We start from the raw sequence: 18,530 nt of genomic DNA on the forward strand, positions 1-18,530 counted from the left end.
AACCTTATTCGGTTAAATCAGGACCCTGAAAGCAGAGCGCAAGTCGGGAGTAAGCGGCCCGACAATGGGGCAGAGGTCAAGTACTGCTGACGCGTTGTCGAGGGGGTTGTCCGCGTGGTCGCTCGCTTGGAAGGCAAAGCGCGCAACCGCGCCGCCCTGCTCGACGCCGCGCGGGACGTGATCGTCGAGGAGGGGCACCGGGGCGCGTCGCTCGGCATGATCGCCGGGCGGGCCGGGTTGACCACCGGGGCCATCTACTCGATCTTCGGCAGCAAGCGGGACCTGCTGGTCGCCGTGGTGGAGGACATCCACTGGCGGGTGATCGCCGAGCTGCGCCAGCTCGGCGACCCCAGGCTCGCCCTGGAACAGGTCATCGGGGTCTACGTGCACGGAAGGCTGCGCGCGGCCAGCACCAAGGAGGCGGCGCAGCTGCTGGCCTTCGAGATGGAGCTGGCCGGGCAGGCGCAGAGCGACCCCGTGGTCAGCACCCGGCTGCGCGAGATCGCCCAGCGCTCCGACCAGCAGTTCGCCGAGGCCCTCGTCGGCAGGGCGGACAAGACCGGAGCGGTGATCGGGCCCGAGCGGGCGCGGCAGCTCGCGCTCGGCATCGGCGCGCTGGTGCAGGGCTTCGAGCAGCGGCGGTTACGCGGTGAGGACGTGCCCGACCAGCTGGTCGTCGATCTCTCCGTGGCGCTGGCCCGGCAGTAGCGCCCGGCCGGTCCGGTCAGCCCGCGATGTCCCCGGTGTCCGGCGGCTGCGTGTAGACCACCGGCTCGTTCGACAGCTCGCTCACCGTGCCGTTCGCGAGCACCGCCTGGACCCGGAGGTTGTACGCGCTGTTCGGGGCGGTGCGCTCGGTGCTGAAGCCGGTGCCGACGGGCACCTCGACGAACTGCTCGTCGGTGGCCACGACGGTCTGGAACAGCTTCACGGGCTTCGAGCCGTCGGTGATCAGGATGCGGTACGTGCGGGCGCCTTCGACGGGCGACCAGCCGAGCTTTCCGCCGTCCGGCAGCGCGTAGTAGTCGAAGACCGTGAACGGGGAGACCTGCTGCGCGGCCTCCGGTGGCGTGGGAACCGCCTGTGCGGCGGGTCCGGTGGTGATCAGGGTGAGTCCGCAGAGCAGGACGACGAGGCTGCGGAGGAAGCGGCCTGACGACATCTCGGTGATCCCCTCCGGAGTCAGGGCAGTGGTAGTGACATTACTACGTAGGGTGTCCGTCCGATCTCACGCCGCGAAGCCTCGATGGTCACATTTCCGAGCGCGCGTGTTCGTCCGGCTCGTGGGTGGACCGTAGGGTTGCCGCGTGCCCTCGCTCGCCGAATACCCCCAGATCGCCGCAGGCAAGGTCCGCCAGCTCCACGCCGTGGACGACGACCACCTGCTGCTGGTCGCATCGGACCGCATCTCCGCGTTCGACCACGTGCTGGAGTCCGCAATCCCGGACAAGGGACGCGTGCTCACGGCGATGAGCGTGTTCTGGTTCGAGCTGCTCGCCGACGTCGTGCCGAACCACCTCGTGTCCTTCGACGACCCCCGCATCCCGGATGAGGTCCGCGGCCGCGCGCTGCTGGTGCGGCGGCTGTCGATGGAGCCGGTGGAGTGCGTGGCGCGCGGCTACCTGACGGGCTCCGGCCTGGTCGACTACAACCGCACCGGCGCGGTGTGCGGCGTCGAGCTGCCCGCGGGGCTGGTGGAGTCCTCCACGCTGCCCGAGCCGATCTTCACCCCGGCGACCAAGGCCGAGATCGGCGCGCACGACGAGAACGTCTCCTTCGAGGCGGTCGTCAAGGAGGTCGGCCAGGAGAAGGCGGAGCGCCTGCGCGAGCTGACGCTGAAGGTCTACACGCGCGCGGCGGAGCACGCGCGGTCGCGCGGGGTGATCCTGGCGGACACCAAGTTCGAGTTCGGCACGGACGCCAACGGTGAGCTGGTGCTCGGCGACGAGGTCCTGACTCCGGACTCCTCGCGCTTCTGGCCCGCCGACGAGTACGAGCCCGGCCGGGTGCAGCGGTCCTTCGACAAGCAGTACGTGCGCGAGTGGCTGACCTCGCCCGCCTCCGGATGGGACCGCGCGAGCGACACGCCCCCGCCCGCGCTGCCCGCCGACGTGGTCGAGGCGACCCGCGAGCGCTACGTGCGGGCCTACGAGATGCTCACCGGCCGGTCGATGGCGGACTGGCCCACCCCCGCCTGACCCCCACGACGGGGGAGTGTTCGCGGGATCGGACGGTGGTGGTCATCGGCGGTAAAGCCGCTGGTCACCTGCGTCCTGCTTGATGGTGGGGTGCCTACACGGCTCGTGGTCTCGCTCTCCGGCATCGACCGGCGCTCGCTTGAGCACTGCGTTTCCCTCGCCGCCGAGCTCGACCTTCGTCGCGTCCCGCTGTCCCTGCTGACCACTCCGCTCCCCGCGGCCGAACAGTCCACTGTGGACTGGATCCGGTTCCGGCGGAGCTCAGGCGATGCCGTGGTGCTCAACGGTTTCGCGCGCGGTCCCGTGCTGGTGCCGACGCAGCGGCGCGCCCGGCCGCTGATGCGCAAGCCGTCGCTGCCCGCGCACGAGGCGGGCCTTCGGTTGATCGCCTCCGTCGCGTCCTTCGAGGCGCGCGGGCTCGCCACCGACTGCTTCGCGGTGCTGGACGAGACCATGTCGCTCGGCACCATGACCGCGCTGCGGCGGCACTCGTTCGCCGTCTGCGCCGATGCCAACGGTGTGCACGACCTCAAGACCGGAGTGCACCGGCGCGGGCGGGTGCACCGCATCGGACGGCGCGGCGAGTTCGGCGTCGCATGGGCGGCCCGCCGCGCGGAGCTGGTGAGGATCACCGCAGACGCGGCCGACCTCGCGAGCCCCGCGTGCCGGCTCGCGTTGCTCGACGCCGTGGACACCGCGCTCCGCAACGGCGCTTCGGCCAGCACCTACGCCGATGTCACAGCTGCGTCGCCTCAGCGTGCTTCAGCGCGAGGACCGCAGTGCTCTCCCCGCTGAGCCGGTCGAACCAGCTGGTGTACACCTCCGGCCTGGCCAGCAGCTTCTCGTGGATCGGCACCGCGATCCTCGGGCCGACCTCGTGCAGGAAGTCCACCGACTCCGAGAGCTTCAGCCACGGCGCCGCGGTCGGCAGGCCGAGCACGTCGACCGACTGCTCGGGCGCGACCAGCGAGTCCCCCGGGTGGTAGAACGCCCCGTCGTCGACCACGTAGCCCACGTTGGGGATGCCGGGCAGGTCCCCGTAGATCGTCGCGTGGTCGCCGCCGACCACGTTCACGGTGGAGCCGCCGATGCCGACGGACTCGCCGGGCCGGACGACCGTCGGGGTCGTGCCGAGGTCGCTGATCGCGGGGGCCGACCCCTCGTCGACGACGAGCCGGGCACGCGGGTTGGCCGCGATCAGCGCGGGCAGCCGCTCCAGGTCCATGTGGTCGAAGTGCTGGTGCGTCACCAGGATCGCGTCCAGCTCGGTCAGCGACTCGAAGCCGGAGGAGAAGGTGCCGGGGTCCAGCAGCAGCCGCGTCGAGCCGGTCTCCAGCAACACGCACGCGTGGCCGTAGTGGGTGATGCGCATGTCTTCGAGTCTAGAACCGGGAGACCAAAGGCGTGAGCTGAACGGAACGCCGATTACGGCGGATGTCAGAGTGACGCGGAATTACCGGACAACCAGTATCAAAAGCACCCTGCTGATGTTTTTCCCTGCGAGGTGCATGTGCACGCTTTCGGAAAACTAATAGTCGCCGCCACTTTGGCGCTGCCCGCCTTCGTCGTCTCCGGTGACACGCTCGGTGCCGCGACGAATGCCGCCGGACAGCCGACCGAACAGACCGCCCAACAGGTCGGCACGGAGGAAGCGACGGCCGCGACCGTCACCGCGGCGAACCCGTCGACAGTGATCGGCCGCGCGGCGTCGTGGTACGTGAAGGTGCACGTCACCGGCATGAACCTGGCGTCGACCGATGTGCTGACCGTTGCCGACCCGAAGGGGACCGAGCTCTACCGCTACTCCGGGAACCCCGCGAAGGAGCGCGCTGCTGGCGACTCGCCTGCGACCCCGTCGGACACCGGTTTCTGGGCGATGTCGGTCACCGGTGACACGGCGGTCGTCACGCTGCGGGCCAAGGACGGCGGCGCTCCCTCCGCGCTGAGCTCAGCGCGGATTGACAAGATCACCCGCGGATTCACCGACGCGGAGTTCACCGCGCGCACCGATGCGCAGACTCGCAGTATCTGCGGAACCAATGATTACAAGGACGCTGTCTGTTACAAGACCAGCAATCCGACCGAATTCGCCAAGACCGCGCCGGTGGCGAAGCTGCTGCGCAACGGGTCCTCGCTGTGCACCGGCTGGCGGGTCGGCGCCAACAACCGGATGCTGACCAACAACCACTGCTTCTCCAGCAACCCGCAGCAGATCGAGGTCTGGTTCAACTACCAGTGCGAGACCTGCGGCGGCACCACCAGCGGCACGGTGACCAAGGTCCTCGCCTCGGAGGTGCTCTCCACCGACTACGGCCTGGACTACACGCTGTTCTCGGTGACCGACTTCGCCAAGGTGCAGCCCTTCGGCTCGCTGGAGCTGGACCCGAGGGTGCCCGACGTCGGTGAGCAGATGTACGTGGTCGGCCACCCGGCCGGGAAGATCAAGAAGGTCTCGCTCAAGGACGACCAGTCGCCCTCCGGCAACTGCCAGGTCGGCTCGGTCAAGGTCGACGGGCGGGTCAAGGAGTCCGACATCGGCTACAAGTGCGACACCGAGGGCGGCTCGTCCGGCTCCCCGGTGCTCTCCGCCAAGACTCACAAGGTGATCTCGCTGCACCACTACGGCGGCTGCCCGAACCAGGGCGTCCGGATCGACCTGGTGCACGAGAAGATCAAGAGCCAGCTCTGACCGGGACGGCGACCGTCACCCACCCGCGGGTGACGGTCGCCGCCACGGCTCACAGCAGCCTCAGGACCTCGGCCTCCTCCTCGCGGGTGAGGCCGGAACGGCGCTCGCGTTCCAGGCCGAGCCGCTGCTCGTTCTCCAGCGCCGCTCGCGTCGCGTCGCCGAGCGAGCGGTTCCGCAGCCCCGCGTCGGCGGCCGGGCGGTGGTCGTGCGCGAGCATGCCGTGCATGCCGGGCACCCAGAGCGGCAGCGAGCGCGGCCCCGCCCACGGCTTGACCTCCGCCTTGGTCAGCACGTCCTCGGCGACCGGGACGAGCTCGATGTCCTGGCCAGCGACCTCGGCGACCTCGGCGAGCACGTCGTTCAGCTGGGAGACCGGGCCGATGGCGTCGAAGGTCCCCGCGAGCCGCTGTTCGGCGGCCTCGACGATCCAGTTCGCCAGGTCGAGCACGTCCACGAACTGCGCGGGTTGCCCCGGCGCGTCCGGCACCACGGCCCGCCCGCCCCGGAAGAACCGCGCCGGCCAGTAGCCGAACCGGTCCGACCAGTCCTCGAACCCGGTGATCAGGCCCGGCCGGGGGATGAACGCGCGGTCGCCGAGCGCCTCGCGCACGCGGTTCTCGCTTGCCACCTTGATCCGGCCGTACGCGGAGGGATCGGCGGACGGCGTGGTGGGGGCGTCCGCGTCCTCCAGCGGTCGCACCGTCGGGCCGGTCGCGTCCTGGCCGAGGGTCTCGTTGTCCGCGTAGACGCTGATCGTGGAGACGAACGTCCAGTGGCCCGCGTTCGCCGCGAGCGCCTGGAGCGCCTCGTTCACCCAGGTCAGTGACATCGTCGCCACGTCGATGACGGAGTCGAAGCGCTCGTCGACCAGTGGGGCGAAACCGTCGGGGTCGTTGCGGTCGACGCGTATCAGCCGGGCGCCCTCGGGCACGTCACCGGAGGCGCCACGCGCCGCGCAGAGGACGTCGTGCCCCCGCCGGACCAGCTCCGTGGCAACCGCTTTGGACAGGAACTTCGTTCCACCTAGAACCAATACCCGCATGTCCTCAGCCTGACTTCCGCCGGCTCGCCCGGCCATCCCTCTCGCGGAGGGCGAACGGACGGCGAACAGGTGAAATCGATCTGCGGCGCAACTCACGCCAATTCCCCACAACTCTGGAGAAGGTTCGAACTCGCTGGTCAGGTACGCTGCGGCTGCCCGCCGAGCCACAAACCTGGGAGAGCGACCAGTGGCCCGTGTCGTCGTTGACGTCATGCCCAAGCAGGAAATTCTCGACCCACAAGGACAGGCGGTGGCCAACGCGCTGCCGCGCCTCGGCTTCGACGGGGTCAGCTCCGTCCGCCAGGGCAAGCGCTTCGAGCTGGAGGTCGACGACTCCGTCGACGACGCCACGCTCGCCAAGATCGCCGAGACCTTACTGGCCAACACGGTGATCGAGGACTGGACTGTCCGCAGGGTCGAATCATGAGCCCTCGGATCGGGGTGATCACCTTCCCCGGCACCCTCGACGACGTCGACGCGGCCCGCGCCGCGCTGTACTCCGAGGCCGAGGCCGTGCCCCTCTGGCACGCCGACCACGACCTGCGCGGGGTCGACGCCGTGATCGTCCCCGGCGGCTTCTCCTACGGCGACTACCTCCGCTGCGGGGCCATCGCGAAGTTCGCCCCTGTGATGACCGAGGTGATCGACGCGGCCAAGCGCGGCATGCCGGTTCTGGGGATCTGCAACGGTTTCCAGATCCTCTGCGAGGCCGGGCTGCTGCCCGGCGCGCTGCTGCGCAACGCCGGTCTGCACTTCGTCTGCCGCGACCAGTGGCTGCGGGTGGAGAACGCCGGGACCGCGTGGACAACGCGGTACGAGCCGGACGCGGAGATCCTGGTTCCGCTCAAGTCCGGCGAGGGCCGCTACGTCGCCGACCAGTCCACTGTGGACGAGCTTGAGGCCGAGGGCCGGGTCGTCTTCCGCTACGTCGGGAGCAACCCCAACGGCTCGCGCAACGACATCGCGGGCGTCACCGACGCCCGCGGCCGCGTGGTGGGGCTCATGCCGCACCCCGAGCACGCCATCGACGCGCTGACCGGCCCGACCGACGACGGCCTCGGCATGTTCCTGTCCGTTCTCGACGCGGTGGTGAAGGCGTGACGACAACCGAACATCTCGCCGACACCGTCGAGAACGCGGCGGCGACCCCGGACACCGCCCAGCCGTTCCGCGAGCTGGGCCTCAAGGACGACGAGTACGCCAGGATCCGCGAGATCCTCGGCCGCCGCCCCACCGACGCCGAGTTGGCGATGTACTCGGTGATGTGGAGCGAGCACTGCTCGTACAAGTCCTCCAAGGTGCACCTGAAGTACTTCGGCGAGACCACCACCGACGAGATGCGCGAGCACATGCTCGCCGGGATCGGGGAGAACGCCGGCGTCGTCGACATCGGCGACGGCTGGGCGGTCACCTTCAAGGTGGAGAGCCACAACCACCCGTCCTACGTGGAGCCCTACCAGGGCGCCGCGACGGGCGTCGGCGGCATCGTGCGCGACATCCTCGCGATGGGCGCCCGGCCGCTGGCCGTGATGGACCCGCTGCGCTTCGGCCCCGCCGACGCGCCGGACACCCGCCGGGTGCTGCCCGGCATCGTCGCGGGCGTCGGCGGGTACGGGAACTGCCTTGGTCTGCCGAACATCGGCGGCGAGGTCGTCTTCGACGAGACCTACGCGGGCAACCCGCTGGTCAACGCGCTGTGCGTGGGCGCGATGCGGGTCGAGGACCTGCACCTGGCGCACGCGTCCGGCACCGGCAACAAGATCATCCTGTTCGGTGCGCGCACCGGGCTGGACGGGATCGGCGGCGTGTCCGTGCTCGCGTCGGAGACCTTCTCCGGCGACGAGAGCGCTGGCAAGCGCAAGAAGCTGCCCAGCGTCCAGGTCGGCGACCCGTTCACCGAGAAGGTGCTCATCGAATGCTGCCTCGAGCTCTTCCGCGAGGGCATCGTGGTCGGCATCCAGGACCTCGGCGGCGCCGGGCTGTCCTGCGCGACCGCGGAGCTGGCCTCCGCAGGCGACGGCGGCATGCACGTCGACCTCGACCTGGTCCCGCTGCGCGCCGAGGGCATGACCCCCGCGGAGATCCTCTCCAGCGAGTCGCAGGAGCGGATGTGCGCGGTGGTCGAACCGTCCAATGTGGACGCCTTCATGAAGGTCTGCGAGAAGTGGGACGTGATCGCCACCGTCATCGGTGAGGTCACCGACGGCGACCGGCTGGTGATCGACTGGCACGGCCGGACCGTGGTGGACGTGCCGCCGCGCACCGTGGCGCACGAGGGCCCGGTCTACAACCGGCCGATCGCGCGTCCCGCCGACCAGGACGAGCTGGTCGCGAACACCCCGGACTCGCTCGCCCGACCGTCCACCCCGGACGAGCTGCGCGAGACCATCCTGCGGATGATCGCCTCGCCGAACCTGTGCTCCCGCGGCTGGGTCACCGAGCAGTACGACCGCTACGTGCGCGGCAACACGGTCCTCGCGCAGCCCAACGACACCGGCGTGCTGCGTATCGACGAGGAGACCGGCCGCGGCATCGCGCTGGCGACCGACTGCAACGGCCGCTACTGCAAGCTCGACCCGTACGTGGGCGCGAAGCTGGCGCTGGCCGAGGCGTACCGCAACGTGGCCGTCTCCGGCGCCGCGCCGCTGGCGGTCACCAACTGCCTGAACTTCGGCTCGCCCGAGGACCCGGCGGTGATGTGGCAGTTCGAGCAGGCCGTCCGCGGTCTCGCCGACGGCTGTGCGGAGCTGGGCCTTCCGGTCACCGGCGGCAACGTCAGCTTCTACAACCAGACCGGCACCACGGCGATCCTGCCGACGCCGGTGGTCGGTGTGCTCGGCGTGCTCGACGACGTCCGCAGGCGGCTGCCCTCGGGCATCGGCGCTGAGGCCGGCGAGACGCTGCTGCTGCTCGGCGAGACCCGTGACGAGTTCGGCGGCAGCGAGTGGGCGCACGTCGTCCACGGCCACCTCGGTGGCGAGCCGCCCAAGGTGGACCTGGCCAGGGAGAAGCTGCTCGGCGAGATCCTGGCCGCCGGCTCCCGCGACGGCATGCTCTCGGCGGCCCACGACCTGTCCGAGGGCGGCCTGGCGCAGGCACTGGTGGAGTCGTGCCTGCACGGCGAGACCGGCGCGCGCGTGGTCCTGCCGGAGGGCGCCGACCCGTTCGTGACGCTGTTCTCCGAGTCGGCGGGCCGCGTGCTGGTCGCGGTCCCGCGCACCGAGGAGCTGCGCTTCACGGACATGTGCACCGTTCGCGGCCTGCCGTGGACGAAGATCGGCGTGGTCGACCCGGACGCGGCGGCCCTGGACATCCAGGACGTGGCGACCATCGGCCTCGACGAGCTGCGCACGGCCTGGTCGGGCACCCTGCCCGCCCTGTTCGACTAGTCGCTTCACCTCACGGGGCCGCCTTCCGCAGCAGTGGGAGGCGGCCCCGTCGTCGTGGTGGGATGAGCGGTGTGGGACGGGTTCTGGGGTTGATGTGCAGCGCGACCGGTGGGGTGCTCGGAGTGCGGGAGGGGCTGGTCGAGCCCGCCGTCGCGCGGGGGTGGACCGTGGCGATCACGTTGACGCCCAACGCTTTCACCTGGCTTGAGGCCGTCGGTGAGGTCGAGCGGTTGCGTGGGCTCACCGGGTTGCCGGTGCGGAGCGCTTCGCGGTTGCCCACCGAGCCTCGGCCGCATCCCGTCGTCGACTGCTACCTCTGGGCTCCCGCGTCCGCCAACACCGTCGCCAAGCTGGCGTTGGGGCTCGGGGACAACCAGGCGCTCACCACCGTGTCCGAGGCCATCGGGATGGCCACGCCCGTTGTCGTCTTCCCCCGCGTCAACGCCGCGCACGCCCGTCATCCGGCGTGGGACGGGCACATCGACGCGTTGCGGGCGGGCGGCGTCGAGCTGGTCTACGGCGCGGACGTGTGGCCGCTTCCCGAGGCCAGGGCGGATGAGGGGGAGCTGCCCTGGGACCTCGTGCTGGAGCGGGTCGAGCACGTCATGGCGTGATCAGTTTCGAGCGGTTCTGGCCGATCTCTTCGGTCGACCAGCGCTCCGGCAGCCGGAACCGGTCCAGCTTGCCGATCACGAAGCCATCGTGGTTGATCTCGGTGGTCTTCGCGCGCAGGTCACCCCACTTCTCCAGCTTGCTCCCGCTGAGGTTGAGCTCGCGGTCGAAGCTGGCGTCCAGCAACGAGACGCCGTTGTGGAACACCACGTGGTGCACCTCGGCGCGCCCCTTGAAGTGCGCGCTGGTCAGCAGGACCTCCTGGGTGAACTCCGCGCCCTGCCAGCGGGTGATGCCCAGGAACTCCGCATAGCGCGCGACCAGCCTGCCGACCCGGCGGTTGCGCAGCTCCAGGTACTCCAGCCGCGCACCGGTCAGGTCCAGGTCGTAGGCGGGGCCGTCCGTTCCCCTCTCGGGCAGGAGGTCGTGCAGCAGCCGCTGTGCCGTCTGCCGGACCTGGCGCTCCCGGTCGGCGTCGGCGTCGCGCTCATCGGGCTCGTACCGGTTCGGGTCGTCACCGCGCTCGTCGAAGGCCTCGTGGGAGAACGGGCGGCGCAGGTAGGAGCAGATGATCTCCAGGACGGTCTGGGTGTAGTCCGGCCTGCTCTTTGCCAGACCCGCAAGAGCGTGCAGGGCTCCGACCCGTACCTGGTCGGCCTCGTTGCCCAGCATCTCGACGGAGCGCGCGAACCTCTCGTCCGAGACGCGCTCCCGGTCGTGGTCGTTGCGGTCCTCCTCCGCGCGGCGTTTGCGGTCGTTGAGCCAGAGCGCGTAGAGCGCGACAACGGCACCGCCCGCGAGACCGCCGGTCTTGATCGCCTCGGCCGGTCCCGCCTTCGGGTCCGCGATCAGCAACCACCCTCCGACCAGGCCCAACAGGCCGATGGCCGCCAGCACCGTCCCGGTGAGCAGCAACCCCTGCCGTGTGCGGGACCAGCCCGTGAGAAGCAGGACGACCGCGCAGAGCGAGATAGCCGATCCGGCGATGAGAATCACCCATTTGTCCACCGGAAGATTGTCCGGATGACCGCTCGTCGGACAAGACCGCACGTTTACCTTTTGCATCCGAGCGGAGCCGGTGAGTGACCGCTGACCTGTCCTATCCTTCGCCAGGGCGGCAACAAGGGGAGGGGCATCCGTGGATCGTCCTACCTGGGTGTGCGGTGACATCGACCTGACGAAGCCGAGTTCGGCCCGCGTGTACGACTACTACCTGGGCGGCTCGCACAACTTCGCCGTTGACCGGAGACAGGCCCGCCAGGCCGTCGCGCTCTGGCCGGAGCTGCCCAAGATCATGCGGGCCAACCGCGCCTTCCTCCGCCGCGCCGTGCGGCACTGCGTCTCCCTCGGCGTCCGCCAGTTCCTCGACATCGGCTCCGGCATCCCCTCCGTCGGCAACGTGCACGAGCTCGCCCAGCGCGCCGACCCCGCCTGCCGCGTCGTCTACGTCGACATCGACCCCATCGCCGTCGCGCACTCGCGCGCCCTGCTCGCCGACGCCGACACCCCCGGCGCCGTCGCCGTCCAGGCCGACCTGCGCAAGCCGGAGCAGGTGCTCGACGACCCCGAGGTGCGCGGGCTGGTCGACTTCGACGAGCCGGTGGCGGTGCTCATGGCCGCCGTGCTGCAGTTCGTCTCGCCCAACGACGACCCGGCCGGGCTGCTCGCGCAGTACGCCGACGTGCTCGCGCCCGGCAGCCCGCTGGTGATCTCGCACGGCACCTCGGACGGCCGCCCGGACCGCGCCCGCGAGCACGAGGCGCTCTACCAGCGCACCGGGACGCCGATCTGGATGCGCACCGGGGTCGAGATCGCCGGGTTCTTCTCCGGGTTCCGGCTGCTCGACCCGGGCCTGGTCTACCTGAGCCAGTGGCGGCCGGAGTCGCCGGAGGAGGAGTGGGAGCAGCCGGAACGGCTCAGCGGCTACGCGGGGCTGGGAATCAAGAACTGAGTGGAGCGGCGGAGGATGACCACGGCCACGGTCCGGAGCACGGCGTCAGGGGAGATCGACCTGACGCGGCCGAGCTGTGCCCGCCTCTACGACTACTACCTGGGCGGTTCGCACAACTTCGCGATCGACCGGGAGTACGGCCGCCGCGCGGTGGCGCAGTGGCCCCGGCTGCCCGCGATGGTGCGCGCCAACCGGGACTTCCTGCGCAGAGCGGTGCGGTTCGCGGTGCGCAACGGCATCCGGCAGTTCCTGGACATCGGCTCCGGCATCCCGACGGCGGGCAACGTGCACGAGATCGCCCGCCGCGCGGACCCCGGGGCGCGCGTGGTGTACGTGGACATCGACCCGGTGGCCGTCGCGCACTCCAGGGCGATGCTCGCCGGGTGCTCCGGGGTGACCGTGCTGCAGGCGGACCTCCGTGACGCGCAGGCGATCCTGCGGGCGAGCGAGGTGCAGCGGGTGATCGACTTCAGTCGCCCGGTCGCGCTGCTGATGCTCGGCGTGCTGCACCAGGTCTCCGACGTGGACGACCCGAGTGGCCTGGTCGAGGAGTACCACGACGCGCTGAGCCCGGACAGCCTCGCGGTGATCTCCCACGGCGCCAACGACATCGAGCCCGACCACGCCGACGAGCACCAGCGGCTCTACGCCGGGTTCGGCACGCCGCTGTGGTTCCGCGAACACTCTCAGGTCTTGGATCTGTTCGCTGGCTTCGAGTTGCTCGAACCGGGGGTGGTCCCGTTGCCGGAGTGGCGACCAGACTCGGCCGAAGTCGACCAGTCCGAGCGGTGTCGGATGAGCGTCTACGGGGGGATAGGCCGCAAGAACTGAGTCCGGACCAGGGAAAACGCACACAGACCACGTCGGAGGATGAGTAGCGGTGGCACTGCCGAGCTGGGCGCCTGCGGAGATCGACCTGTCGAAGCCGAGTGCCGCGCGCGTCTACGACTACTACCTCGGCGGGTCGCACAACTTCGAGGTGGACCGGAACCAGGCCGACGAGGCCATCCGGCAGTGGCCGGAGCTGCCCAAGATCATGCAGGAGAACCGCGGCTTCTTACGCCGCGCCGTGCGCCACTGCGTGTCCAAGGGCATCCGGCAGTTCCTGGACATCGGCTCCGGCATCCCCACGGTGGGGAACGTGCACGAGGTCGCGCAGCGGGCCGATCCGGACTGCCGCACCGCGTACGTGGACGTCGACTCCATCGCGGTCGCGCACTCCAGGGCGATCTTGGCCGACAACAAGCGGACCACCGTCGTGCAGGCCGACATGCGCTACCCGGACCAGATCCTGCACGACCCCGACGTGCGCAGGCTCATCGATTTCGACGAACCGGTTGCGGTGCTGATGCTCGCGGTGCTCCACTTCGTCTCCGACGAGGACGATCCGGCGGGCATCGCGCGGTTCTACCGCGAGGCGCTGGTGCCCGGGAGCATGCTGGCGATCTCGCACGCCACGTTCGAGGGGCAGCCCGACCGCGCCCTCGCGCACTCCGACCTCTACCGCCGGACCGGCACCCCGATGTGGTGGCGGTCCAAGGAGGAGATCAGGTCGATGTTCGGCGAGTTCGTCCTCGCCGAACCGGGACTGGTGTGGTTCAGCCAGTGGCGGCCGGACCCGGAGGACGTGGTGGACACCGATCCGCACCGGACGACCGGGTACGCGGGAGTGGGGACCAAGCCGTGAGCGAGGGGAGGGAGGAGGTATGTCGGTGATGCGGCCGACCTGGGCGCCGTCCGAGGTCGATCTGAGCAGGCCGAGCCAGGCCCGGATGTATGACTACTTCCTCGGCGGCGAGCACAACTTCGCGATCGACCGCGAGGTGGCCCGGCGCGCCATCGACCTGCTGCCGGACCTGCCGATGATCATGCGCGCGAACCGGGCGTTCCTGCGCAGGGCGGTGCGCTTCTGCGTCGCCCAGGGCATCACCCAGTTCATCGACCTCGGCTCCGGCATTCCCACCGTGGCCAACGTGCACGAGGTGGCGCAGGAGCAGAACCCCGACTGCCGCGTGGTCTACGTCGACAACGACCCGATCGCCGTGACGCACAGCGAGGCGATGCTGGTCGGCAACGGCAGGGCCGCGGCGATCCAGGCCGACCTGCGCAACCCGAGGGCCGTGCTGGTCTCGCCGGAGGTGCGCTCGCTGATCGACCTCGACCAGCCGGTGGCGCTGCTGATGCTGGCGGTGCTGCACTTCATGCCGGACTCGGAGGAGCCGTACCGGGTCGTCTCGGAGTACCGCGACGCCGTGGCCGAAGGCAGCTACCTCGCGATCTCGCACGCGTCCTTCGGCACCGCCGACACCACCGCGCAGGATCGGATCGACCTGATGGAACGCGCCGGTCTCGACCTTGTTTCGCGCAGTTCCGAGGAGATCTCCGAGTTCTTCTCGGGTTTCTCGCTCGTGGAACCCGGTTTGGCCAGATTGCCGCTGTGGCGTCCCGACTCGGTACGTGATCTCGCATACGAGCCGGAGCGTTTTGCGGGCCTGGTCGGAGTGGGGTATAAGGTCTAGACCACAATCCGTTGAAAACGGCATGTGGGTGAAGGAATTGCATACCTTGTGGCCTGTCTCGGTCTGACCGCGCCGGGCTACCCTTCGAACCCCGAGTAACGAGGGGTGTGCGGTGGACGGTCCCTGGTGGGCGTCAGGTCAACAAGTCCTGACCTGTCCCTGTGCCCGCTGTCGCCGGTTTTCCGGCGTCCGCAATGTGCACGAAGTAGCCCGGACGGTTGACCCTGGCTGTCGGATTGTCCCCGCGGACGCCGACCCCGTAACCTTCGCCAGCGGTCCTGCCGTTCACACGGACGACGACCGCGCCGCGACCGGTGAAGTCGTGGTGTCACATTTCGTTCCCGATTCCGAGGACCGGGTGGGAACCATTCGGGCATACCGCTGCGCGATGGTTTCAGAAACTGTTCGCGTCTCGTCGCATAGTGTCGGGGAACACAGCGTGGAAGAGGGACGAGGCGTGTCGGAACCACAGCTTCGGGACAGGCATGTGCCCAGGTCCGATCAGTGTGGCGGGCGCGCAAGTCGTCATCGCGGCTTCGAACTTGTTGAACAGGGTGTCGTCTTTGTGTCGCAAACGCGGTCAGACTCTTCCGGGGAGGTCGGAAGAAAGCCCGAGAGATCTGGTTTGCACGCAGCGGTCGGGCGAAGAATATGAGTGGTTCGAACAACGAGTCATTTCCACTCGGACGGTTGCTGGTGACCCCGGCGACCGAGTCCGAGCAGCCCGCCTGTGCCCGGTTCGCCCGTACCTGGGTCCGGTCCATCGCGGGCACCAGCTACGTCTCGCTCAGCCTCGCCGAGACCGAGCAGCTGCTGCTGCTCTACACCGAGCGGCTGGTGCAGGCGCTGTTCGCCGACCCATTCCGGTCGACGCCCGCCCGCGAGGTGGGTTTCCACCTGGTCAACGCGCACTTCACCGGGATCGAGACGCTGAGCCGGAGCGTGGCGCTGCTCGGTGACGAGCTGCTGAGCGAGCTCGGTCTCGAAGGCGACGAACGGCTCCAGGTGCGCGTGGCCGCCCTCCAGGGCGCGCTCTCCGCCGGGTACGCCCAGGCGCTGCGGGAGCGCACGCTGGACGAGCAGGAGGCGATCCGCCAGGCGGTGCTCGACGCCAGGGACGCCGCCGAACAGGCGCGCAGGGCCAGCGAGGCCCGCTTCCGCGCGGTGTTCGCCGAGGCCGCCATCGGCATCGCGATCGGAGACGTGCGCGGCCGGATCGTCGAGGCCAACGCGTCGCTGCAGCGCATGCTCGGCTACGGGCTCGACGAGCTGCGCAAGCGCCGCGCCCGCGACTTCATGCTCTCCGACGACGCGGCCGAGGTGTGGCGGCTCTACAACGAGCTGGTGCGCGGGCACCGCGAGCACTTCCGGGTGGACAAGCGCTTCGTGCGCGGTGACGGCGCGGAGATCTGGACCAACCTGACGGTCTCGCTGATCCGCGACGAGCAGGGCGCACCGAACTACGTGGTGGTGATGGTCGAGGACGTCACCGACCGCCACCTGTTGCAGACCAGGCTGCGGCACCAGGCGCTGCACGACCCGCTGACCGGTCTGTCCAACCGTTCACTGTTCATGGACCAGCTGGCCAGGGTCTTCGAGAACGCCGAGCGGGACACCAGGGTCGGCCTCTGCTACCTGGACCTCGACGGCTTCAAGGTGATCAACGACAGCCTCGGCCACGACGTCGGCGACCAGCTGCTGGTCGCGGTGGCGCAGCGGCTGGACACCTACGTCTCCGGCCGCGGCCGGCTGGTGGCCAGGATGGGCGGCGACGAGTTCGTCATCCTCATCGAGCACACCCGCTCCACCGAGGACGTCATCACCGTCGCCGACCAGGTGCTGCACGGGCTGACCAAGCCGATCAAGGTCGGCAGGCACGAGCTGACCGTCTCCGCCAGCATCGGCCTGGTCGAGCGCGAGGTCGTCGGCACGACGCCGGCCGACGTCATGCGCGACGCGGACATCACGCTGTACTGGGCCAAGGCGGACGGCCGCTCCCGGTGGGCGCAGTTCGACGCCGAGCGCAACGCCCGTGAGGTCGCCAGGTTCACCCTCTCCGCCACCATGCCCTCGGCGCTGGAGCGCGGCGAGTTCTACGTGGACTACCAGCCGCTGGTGCGCCTGGCGGACACGCGGGTGGTCGGCGTCGAGGCCCTGGTCCGCTGGCAGCACCCGGAGTTCGGCCGCCTCGCCCCGGACCGGTTCATCGAGCTGGCCGAGGAGACCGGGATGATCGTCCCGCTCGGCCTGTGGGTGCTGGAGCAGGCGTGCGCACAGGCCAAGGACTGGGAGGAGCGCTTCGGCGCCGACGCCCCGTTCGTCAGCGTCAACCTCGCCGTCCGGCAGCTGCGCGACCCCCGGCTGGTCTCCGACGTGGCGCGCATCCTGGCCAAGGTCGGCCTGCGCCCGCACCGGCTCCAGCTGGAGCTCACCGAGAGCGCGATCATGGGCAACGCCGACGAGCCGCTGGACGCGTTGCGGGCGCTCTACGACATGGGCGTGCGGATCGCGATCGACGACTTCGGCACGGGCTACTCCAACCTCGCCTACCTGCGGAACCTGCCGGTGCACGAGCTCAAGATCGCGGGCTCGTTCGTCGAAGGGCTGCGGGTGCGCGTCGGCCAGGACGGCGGTGAGGTGGACCAGCAGATCGTGGCGACGCTGGTGTCCCTCGCGCACACGCTCGGCCTGACGGTGACGGCGGAGAACGTGGAGACGACAGCCCAGGCGCAGCGCCTGCGCACCATCGGGTGCGACTCGGGCCAGGGCTGGCTCTTCGCGCGCCCTGGACCGGCGGTGCAGATCGACAAGCTGATCACCGCCTGCCCCACCGACCTCTGACCGCCCCGCCGCACCGGACCGACCCGGTGTTTTCGCGTTTTGTCACCTTGTTGCGCGAAAGAGCGCTCTCATTTCGCGTCAAGGCTCCACAACGCGAACGAGGGGGCACGCGTGGTGGCTCGCGGGGGAGGCGTGGGGGTGAGTGAGGTGGTGCAGCTCCTTGCACGGCCTGGTCAGCGGCGCAGGTCGATGACCACCTTGACGTCGTCCGGAGTGCGGGTGAGCGCGTCGGTCCACGAGGAGAGCGGGACCCTGCGGGTGATCAGGCGCTCCAGCCACTCCGGGTCGGCCTTCGCCAGGGCTTCCGCCGCATCGCGGTAGTGCGCGAGGTTGCCGTTGACGCTGCCCACCACCACGCTGTTGTGCAGCACCATGGCGTCGTTGATCGCTGCGCCCGGCACGGTGATCGTCTTCGCGCTGCCGGAGAGCCCGGTCAACACCATGATCGAGTTCCTGGCGGTGCGGCGCAGGACCTCGAAGACCAGCCCGCTCGCGCCGGTGCACTCGATCACCACGTCCGGCCGGACCGGGACCTGGTCGAGGTCGTGGTGGTAGGTCGCGCCCAGATCCCGGACCAGCTCCGGTTTGCCGCCGTCCCGAACCCGGTCGAGCACGTGCACGTCCAAGCCCCGCTGGGTGCCGATCAGGGCCGCGAGCAGGCCGATCGGTCCGGCTCCTGTGACCAGTGCGGTGCGCGGCCGATACGGGGTGCGTGCGCCGATGCGGTCGACCTGGTCCCAGGCCTTGGCCACCACCGAGGCCGGTTCGGTGAGCACGCCGAGCTCGCCGAGAGCGGAGTCCAGCCGGATCGCGAACTCCGGTTCCACCGTCCACCGCTGCGAGCCGTACCCGTCGAGCTCGGTGATGCCGCGTTCGGTGTACGCGCCGTTGGCGCAGAAGTCCCACTGGCCGTTCGAACACGGCTCGCACGGTGCGGGGTCTGGGCGGCGCACGACGCCGACGACGTGGTCTCCGATGGCGAAGCCGCTTTCCGGTGGCGCTTGGAGGACTCGCCCGAGCGACTCGTGGAACAGCACCATCCGGTCGCGGCCGGGTGGGAGTCGGCCGAAACCCTCGTGCGCGATCTCGGCGTCCGTGGCGCACACACCGACCAGCAGCCCTGCGACGAGGAGTTCTCCTTGTGCGGCAACAGGATCGGGAAGCTCGCTGACCTCGGCTCGTTCTGGCTTGCCCGGTACCACCGTCGCTGCCCGCACGCCGCCCAGACTACTCAGGGTTGGAGCAGCAGGCCGTTCTTGCCCGCGCGGGCGGCTTCGAAGCGCTGGTTG

At 69.8% G+C, this 18,530-nt stretch carries 18 protein-coding genes; 13 read left to right on the forward strand and 5 right to left on the reverse strand.

Features of this window, described 5'->3' with window-relative positions; translation table 11 throughout:
* Positions 1–114: 114 nt before the first annotated feature.
* A complete protein-coding gene (locus ACFFQA_RS23230) occupies positions 115–708 on the forward strand; it encodes a TetR/AcrR family transcriptional regulator (RefSeq protein WP_377855840.1) in 594 nt (197 codons plus the stop codon).
* Between the two features lie 16 nt (positions 709–724).
* Here ACFFQA_RS23230 and ACFFQA_RS23235 read toward each other — a convergent pair whose 3' ends face one another.
* Positions 725–1,162 carry a hypothetical protein gene (locus ACFFQA_RS23235; protein ID WP_377855843.1) on the reverse strand — a complete coding sequence of 146 codons (438 nt, stop codon included), beginning with the start codon at positions 1,160–1,162 and terminating at the stop codon, positions 725–727.
* A 145-nt stretch (positions 1,163–1,307) separates the two neighbouring features.
* On the opposite strand from ACFFQA_RS23235, the gene ACFFQA_RS23240 reads away from it, so the two are divergent.
* Positions 1,308–2,198 carry a phosphoribosylaminoimidazolesuccinocarboxamide synthase gene (locus tag ACFFQA_RS23240; RefSeq protein ID WP_377855846.1) on the forward strand — a complete coding sequence of 297 codons (891 nt, stop codon included), beginning with the start codon at positions 1,308–1,310 and terminating at the stop codon, positions 2,196–2,198.
* 90 nt (positions 2,199–2,288) lie between these two features.
* A complete protein-coding gene (locus ACFFQA_RS23245) occupies positions 2,289–2,993 on the forward strand; it encodes a DUF2334 domain-containing protein (protein ID WP_377855849.1) in 705 nt (234 codons plus the stop codon).
* Here ACFFQA_RS23245 and ACFFQA_RS23250 read toward each other — a convergent pair.
* Positions 2,935–3,570, reverse strand: a complete 636-nt coding sequence (locus ACFFQA_RS23250; RefSeq protein ID WP_377855852.1) for an MBL fold metallo-hydrolase — start codon at positions 3,568–3,570, stop codon at positions 2,935–2,937. The two genes, ACFFQA_RS23245 and ACFFQA_RS23250, sit on opposite strands and share 59 nt — an antisense overlap.
* A gap of 138 nt (positions 3,571–3,708) precedes the next feature.
* On the opposite strand from ACFFQA_RS23250, the gene ACFFQA_RS23255 reads away from it, so the two are divergent.
* Entirely contained in the window at positions 3,709–4,887 is a 1,179-nt protein-coding gene (locus ACFFQA_RS23255; protein ID WP_377855855.1) for a trypsin-like serine peptidase, read from the forward strand.
* A gap of 49 nt (positions 4,888–4,936) precedes the next feature.
* On the opposite strand, the gene ACFFQA_RS23260 is transcribed toward ACFFQA_RS23255, so the two are convergent.
* On the reverse strand, positions 4,937–5,929 hold the full coding sequence (locus ACFFQA_RS23260) for an NAD-dependent epimerase/dehydratase family protein (protein ID WP_377855858.1): 993 nt from the start codon (positions 5,927–5,929) through the stop codon (positions 4,937–4,939).
* A gap of 187 nt (positions 5,930–6,116) precedes the next feature.
* On the opposite strand from ACFFQA_RS23260, the gene purS reads away from it, so the two are divergent.
* The 4 genes from purS (at position 6,117) to ACFFQA_RS23280 (ending at position 9,932) form a co-directional block, all read left to right on the forward strand.
* A complete protein-coding gene (gene purS / locus ACFFQA_RS23265; RefSeq protein ID WP_377855861.1) occupies positions 6,117–6,356 on the forward strand; it encodes a phosphoribosylformylglycinamidine synthase subunit PurS in 240 nt (79 codons plus the stop codon).
* Positions 6,353–7,030 carry a phosphoribosylformylglycinamidine synthase subunit PurQ gene (gene purQ, locus ACFFQA_RS23270; protein WP_377855863.1) on the forward strand — a complete coding sequence of 226 codons (678 nt, stop codon included), beginning with the start codon at positions 6,353–6,355 and terminating at the stop codon, positions 7,028–7,030. The genes purS and purQ overlap by 4 nt, the downstream gene beginning before the upstream one ends.
* Positions 7,027–9,318, forward strand: coding sequence for a phosphoribosylformylglycinamidine synthase subunit PurL (purL, locus tag ACFFQA_RS23275; RefSeq protein WP_377855866.1), 2,292 nt, complete (start codon positions 7,027–7,029; stop codon positions 9,316–9,318). The genes purQ and purL overlap by 4 nt, the downstream gene beginning before the upstream one ends.
* A gap of 62 nt (positions 9,319–9,380) precedes the next feature.
* The gene (locus ACFFQA_RS23280) at positions 9,381–9,932 is read left to right on the forward strand and encodes a flavoprotein (protein ID WP_446681688.1); all 552 of its coding nucleotides are present in this window, start codon (positions 9,381–9,383) and stop codon (positions 9,930–9,932) included.
* Here ACFFQA_RS23280 and ACFFQA_RS23285 read toward each other — a convergent pair.
* The gene (locus ACFFQA_RS23285; RefSeq protein ID WP_377855872.1) at positions 9,922–10,938 is read right to left on the reverse strand and encodes a pentapeptide repeat-containing protein; all 1,017 of its coding nucleotides are present in this window, start codon (positions 10,936–10,938) and stop codon (positions 9,922–9,924) included. The genes ACFFQA_RS23280 and ACFFQA_RS23285 overlap by 11 nt on opposite strands.
* A gap of 130 nt (positions 10,939–11,068) precedes the next feature.
* Here ACFFQA_RS23285 and ACFFQA_RS23290 point away from each other — a divergent pair, with 130 nt between their 5' ends.
* The 5 genes from ACFFQA_RS23290 to ACFFQA_RS23310 all read left to right on the forward strand — a co-directional run bounded on the left by ACFFQA_RS23290 (position 11,069) and on the right by ACFFQA_RS23310 (position 17,241).
* Positions 11,069–11,881, forward strand: a complete 813-nt coding sequence (locus tag ACFFQA_RS23290; protein ID WP_377855875.1) for an SAM-dependent methyltransferase — start codon at positions 11,069–11,071, stop codon at positions 11,879–11,881.
* Positions 11,882–11,896: 15 nt separating this feature from the next.
* Positions 11,897–12,712, forward strand: a complete 816-nt coding sequence (locus ACFFQA_RS23295; RefSeq protein WP_377855878.1) for an SAM-dependent methyltransferase — start codon at positions 11,897–11,899, stop codon at positions 12,710–12,712.
* A 49-nt stretch (positions 12,713–12,761) separates the two neighbouring features.
* On the forward strand, positions 12,762–13,568 hold the full coding sequence (locus tag ACFFQA_RS23300; protein WP_377855881.1) for an SAM-dependent methyltransferase: 807 nt from the start codon (positions 12,762–12,764) through the stop codon (positions 13,566–13,568).
* 19 nt (positions 13,569–13,587) lie between these two features.
* Positions 13,588–14,400: an SAM-dependent methyltransferase gene (locus ACFFQA_RS23305; RefSeq protein WP_377855884.1), complete on the forward strand. Its 813-nt coding sequence runs from the start codon at positions 13,588–13,590 to the stop codon at positions 14,398–14,400.
* A gap of 696 nt (positions 14,401–15,096) precedes the next feature.
* A complete protein-coding gene (locus ACFFQA_RS23310) occupies positions 15,097–17,241 on the forward strand; it encodes a putative bifunctional diguanylate cyclase/phosphodiesterase (protein ID WP_377855887.1) in 2,145 nt (714 codons plus the stop codon).
* A gap of 173 nt (positions 17,242–17,414) precedes the next feature.
* On the opposite strand, the gene ACFFQA_RS23315 is transcribed toward ACFFQA_RS23310, so the two are convergent.
* Positions 17,415–18,458 carry a glucose 1-dehydrogenase gene (locus ACFFQA_RS23315; protein ID WP_377855890.1) on the reverse strand — a complete coding sequence of 348 codons (1,044 nt, stop codon included), beginning with the start codon at positions 18,456–18,458 and terminating at the stop codon, positions 17,415–17,417.
* Positions 18,459–18,530: the final 72 nt, after the last annotated feature.

The sequence above is a fragment of the Allokutzneria oryzae genome, from assembly GCF_042429765.1.
GTDB lineage: Bacteria > Actinomycetota > Actinomycetes > Mycobacteriales > Pseudonocardiaceae > Allokutzneria > Allokutzneria oryzae.

What these genes read in the sequence shown, in the direction of transcription:
- ACFFQA_RS23235 (WP_377855843.1), bottom strand. Translation starts at nt 1,162, where the DNA reads ATGTCGTCAGGCCGCTTCCTCCGCAGCCTCGTCGTCCTGCTCTGCGGA.
- ACFFQA_RS23250 (WP_377855852.1), bottom strand. Translation starts at nt 3,570, where the DNA reads ATGCGCATCACCCACTACGGCCACGCGTGCGTGTTGCTGGAGACCGGC.
- ACFFQA_RS23260 (WP_377855858.1), bottom strand. Translation starts at nt 5,929, where the DNA reads ATGCGGGTATTGGTTCTAGGTGGAACGAAGTTCCTGTCCAAAGCGGTT.
- purQ (WP_377855863.1), top strand. Translation starts at nt 6,353, where the DNA reads ATGAGCCCTCGGATCGGGGTGATCACCTTCCCCGGCACCCTCGACGAC.
- ACFFQA_RS23280 (WP_446681688.1), top strand. Translation starts at nt 9,381, where the DNA reads ATGAGCGGTGTGGGACGGGTTCTGGGGTTGATGTGCAGCGCGACCGGT.
- ACFFQA_RS23295 (WP_377855878.1), top strand. Translation starts at nt 11,897, where the DNA reads ATGACCACGGCCACGGTCCGGAGCACGGCGTCAGGGGAGATCGACCTG.
- ACFFQA_RS23305 (WP_377855884.1), top strand. Translation starts at nt 13,588, where the DNA reads ATGTCGGTGATGCGGCCGACCTGGGCGCCGTCCGAGGTCGATCTGAGC.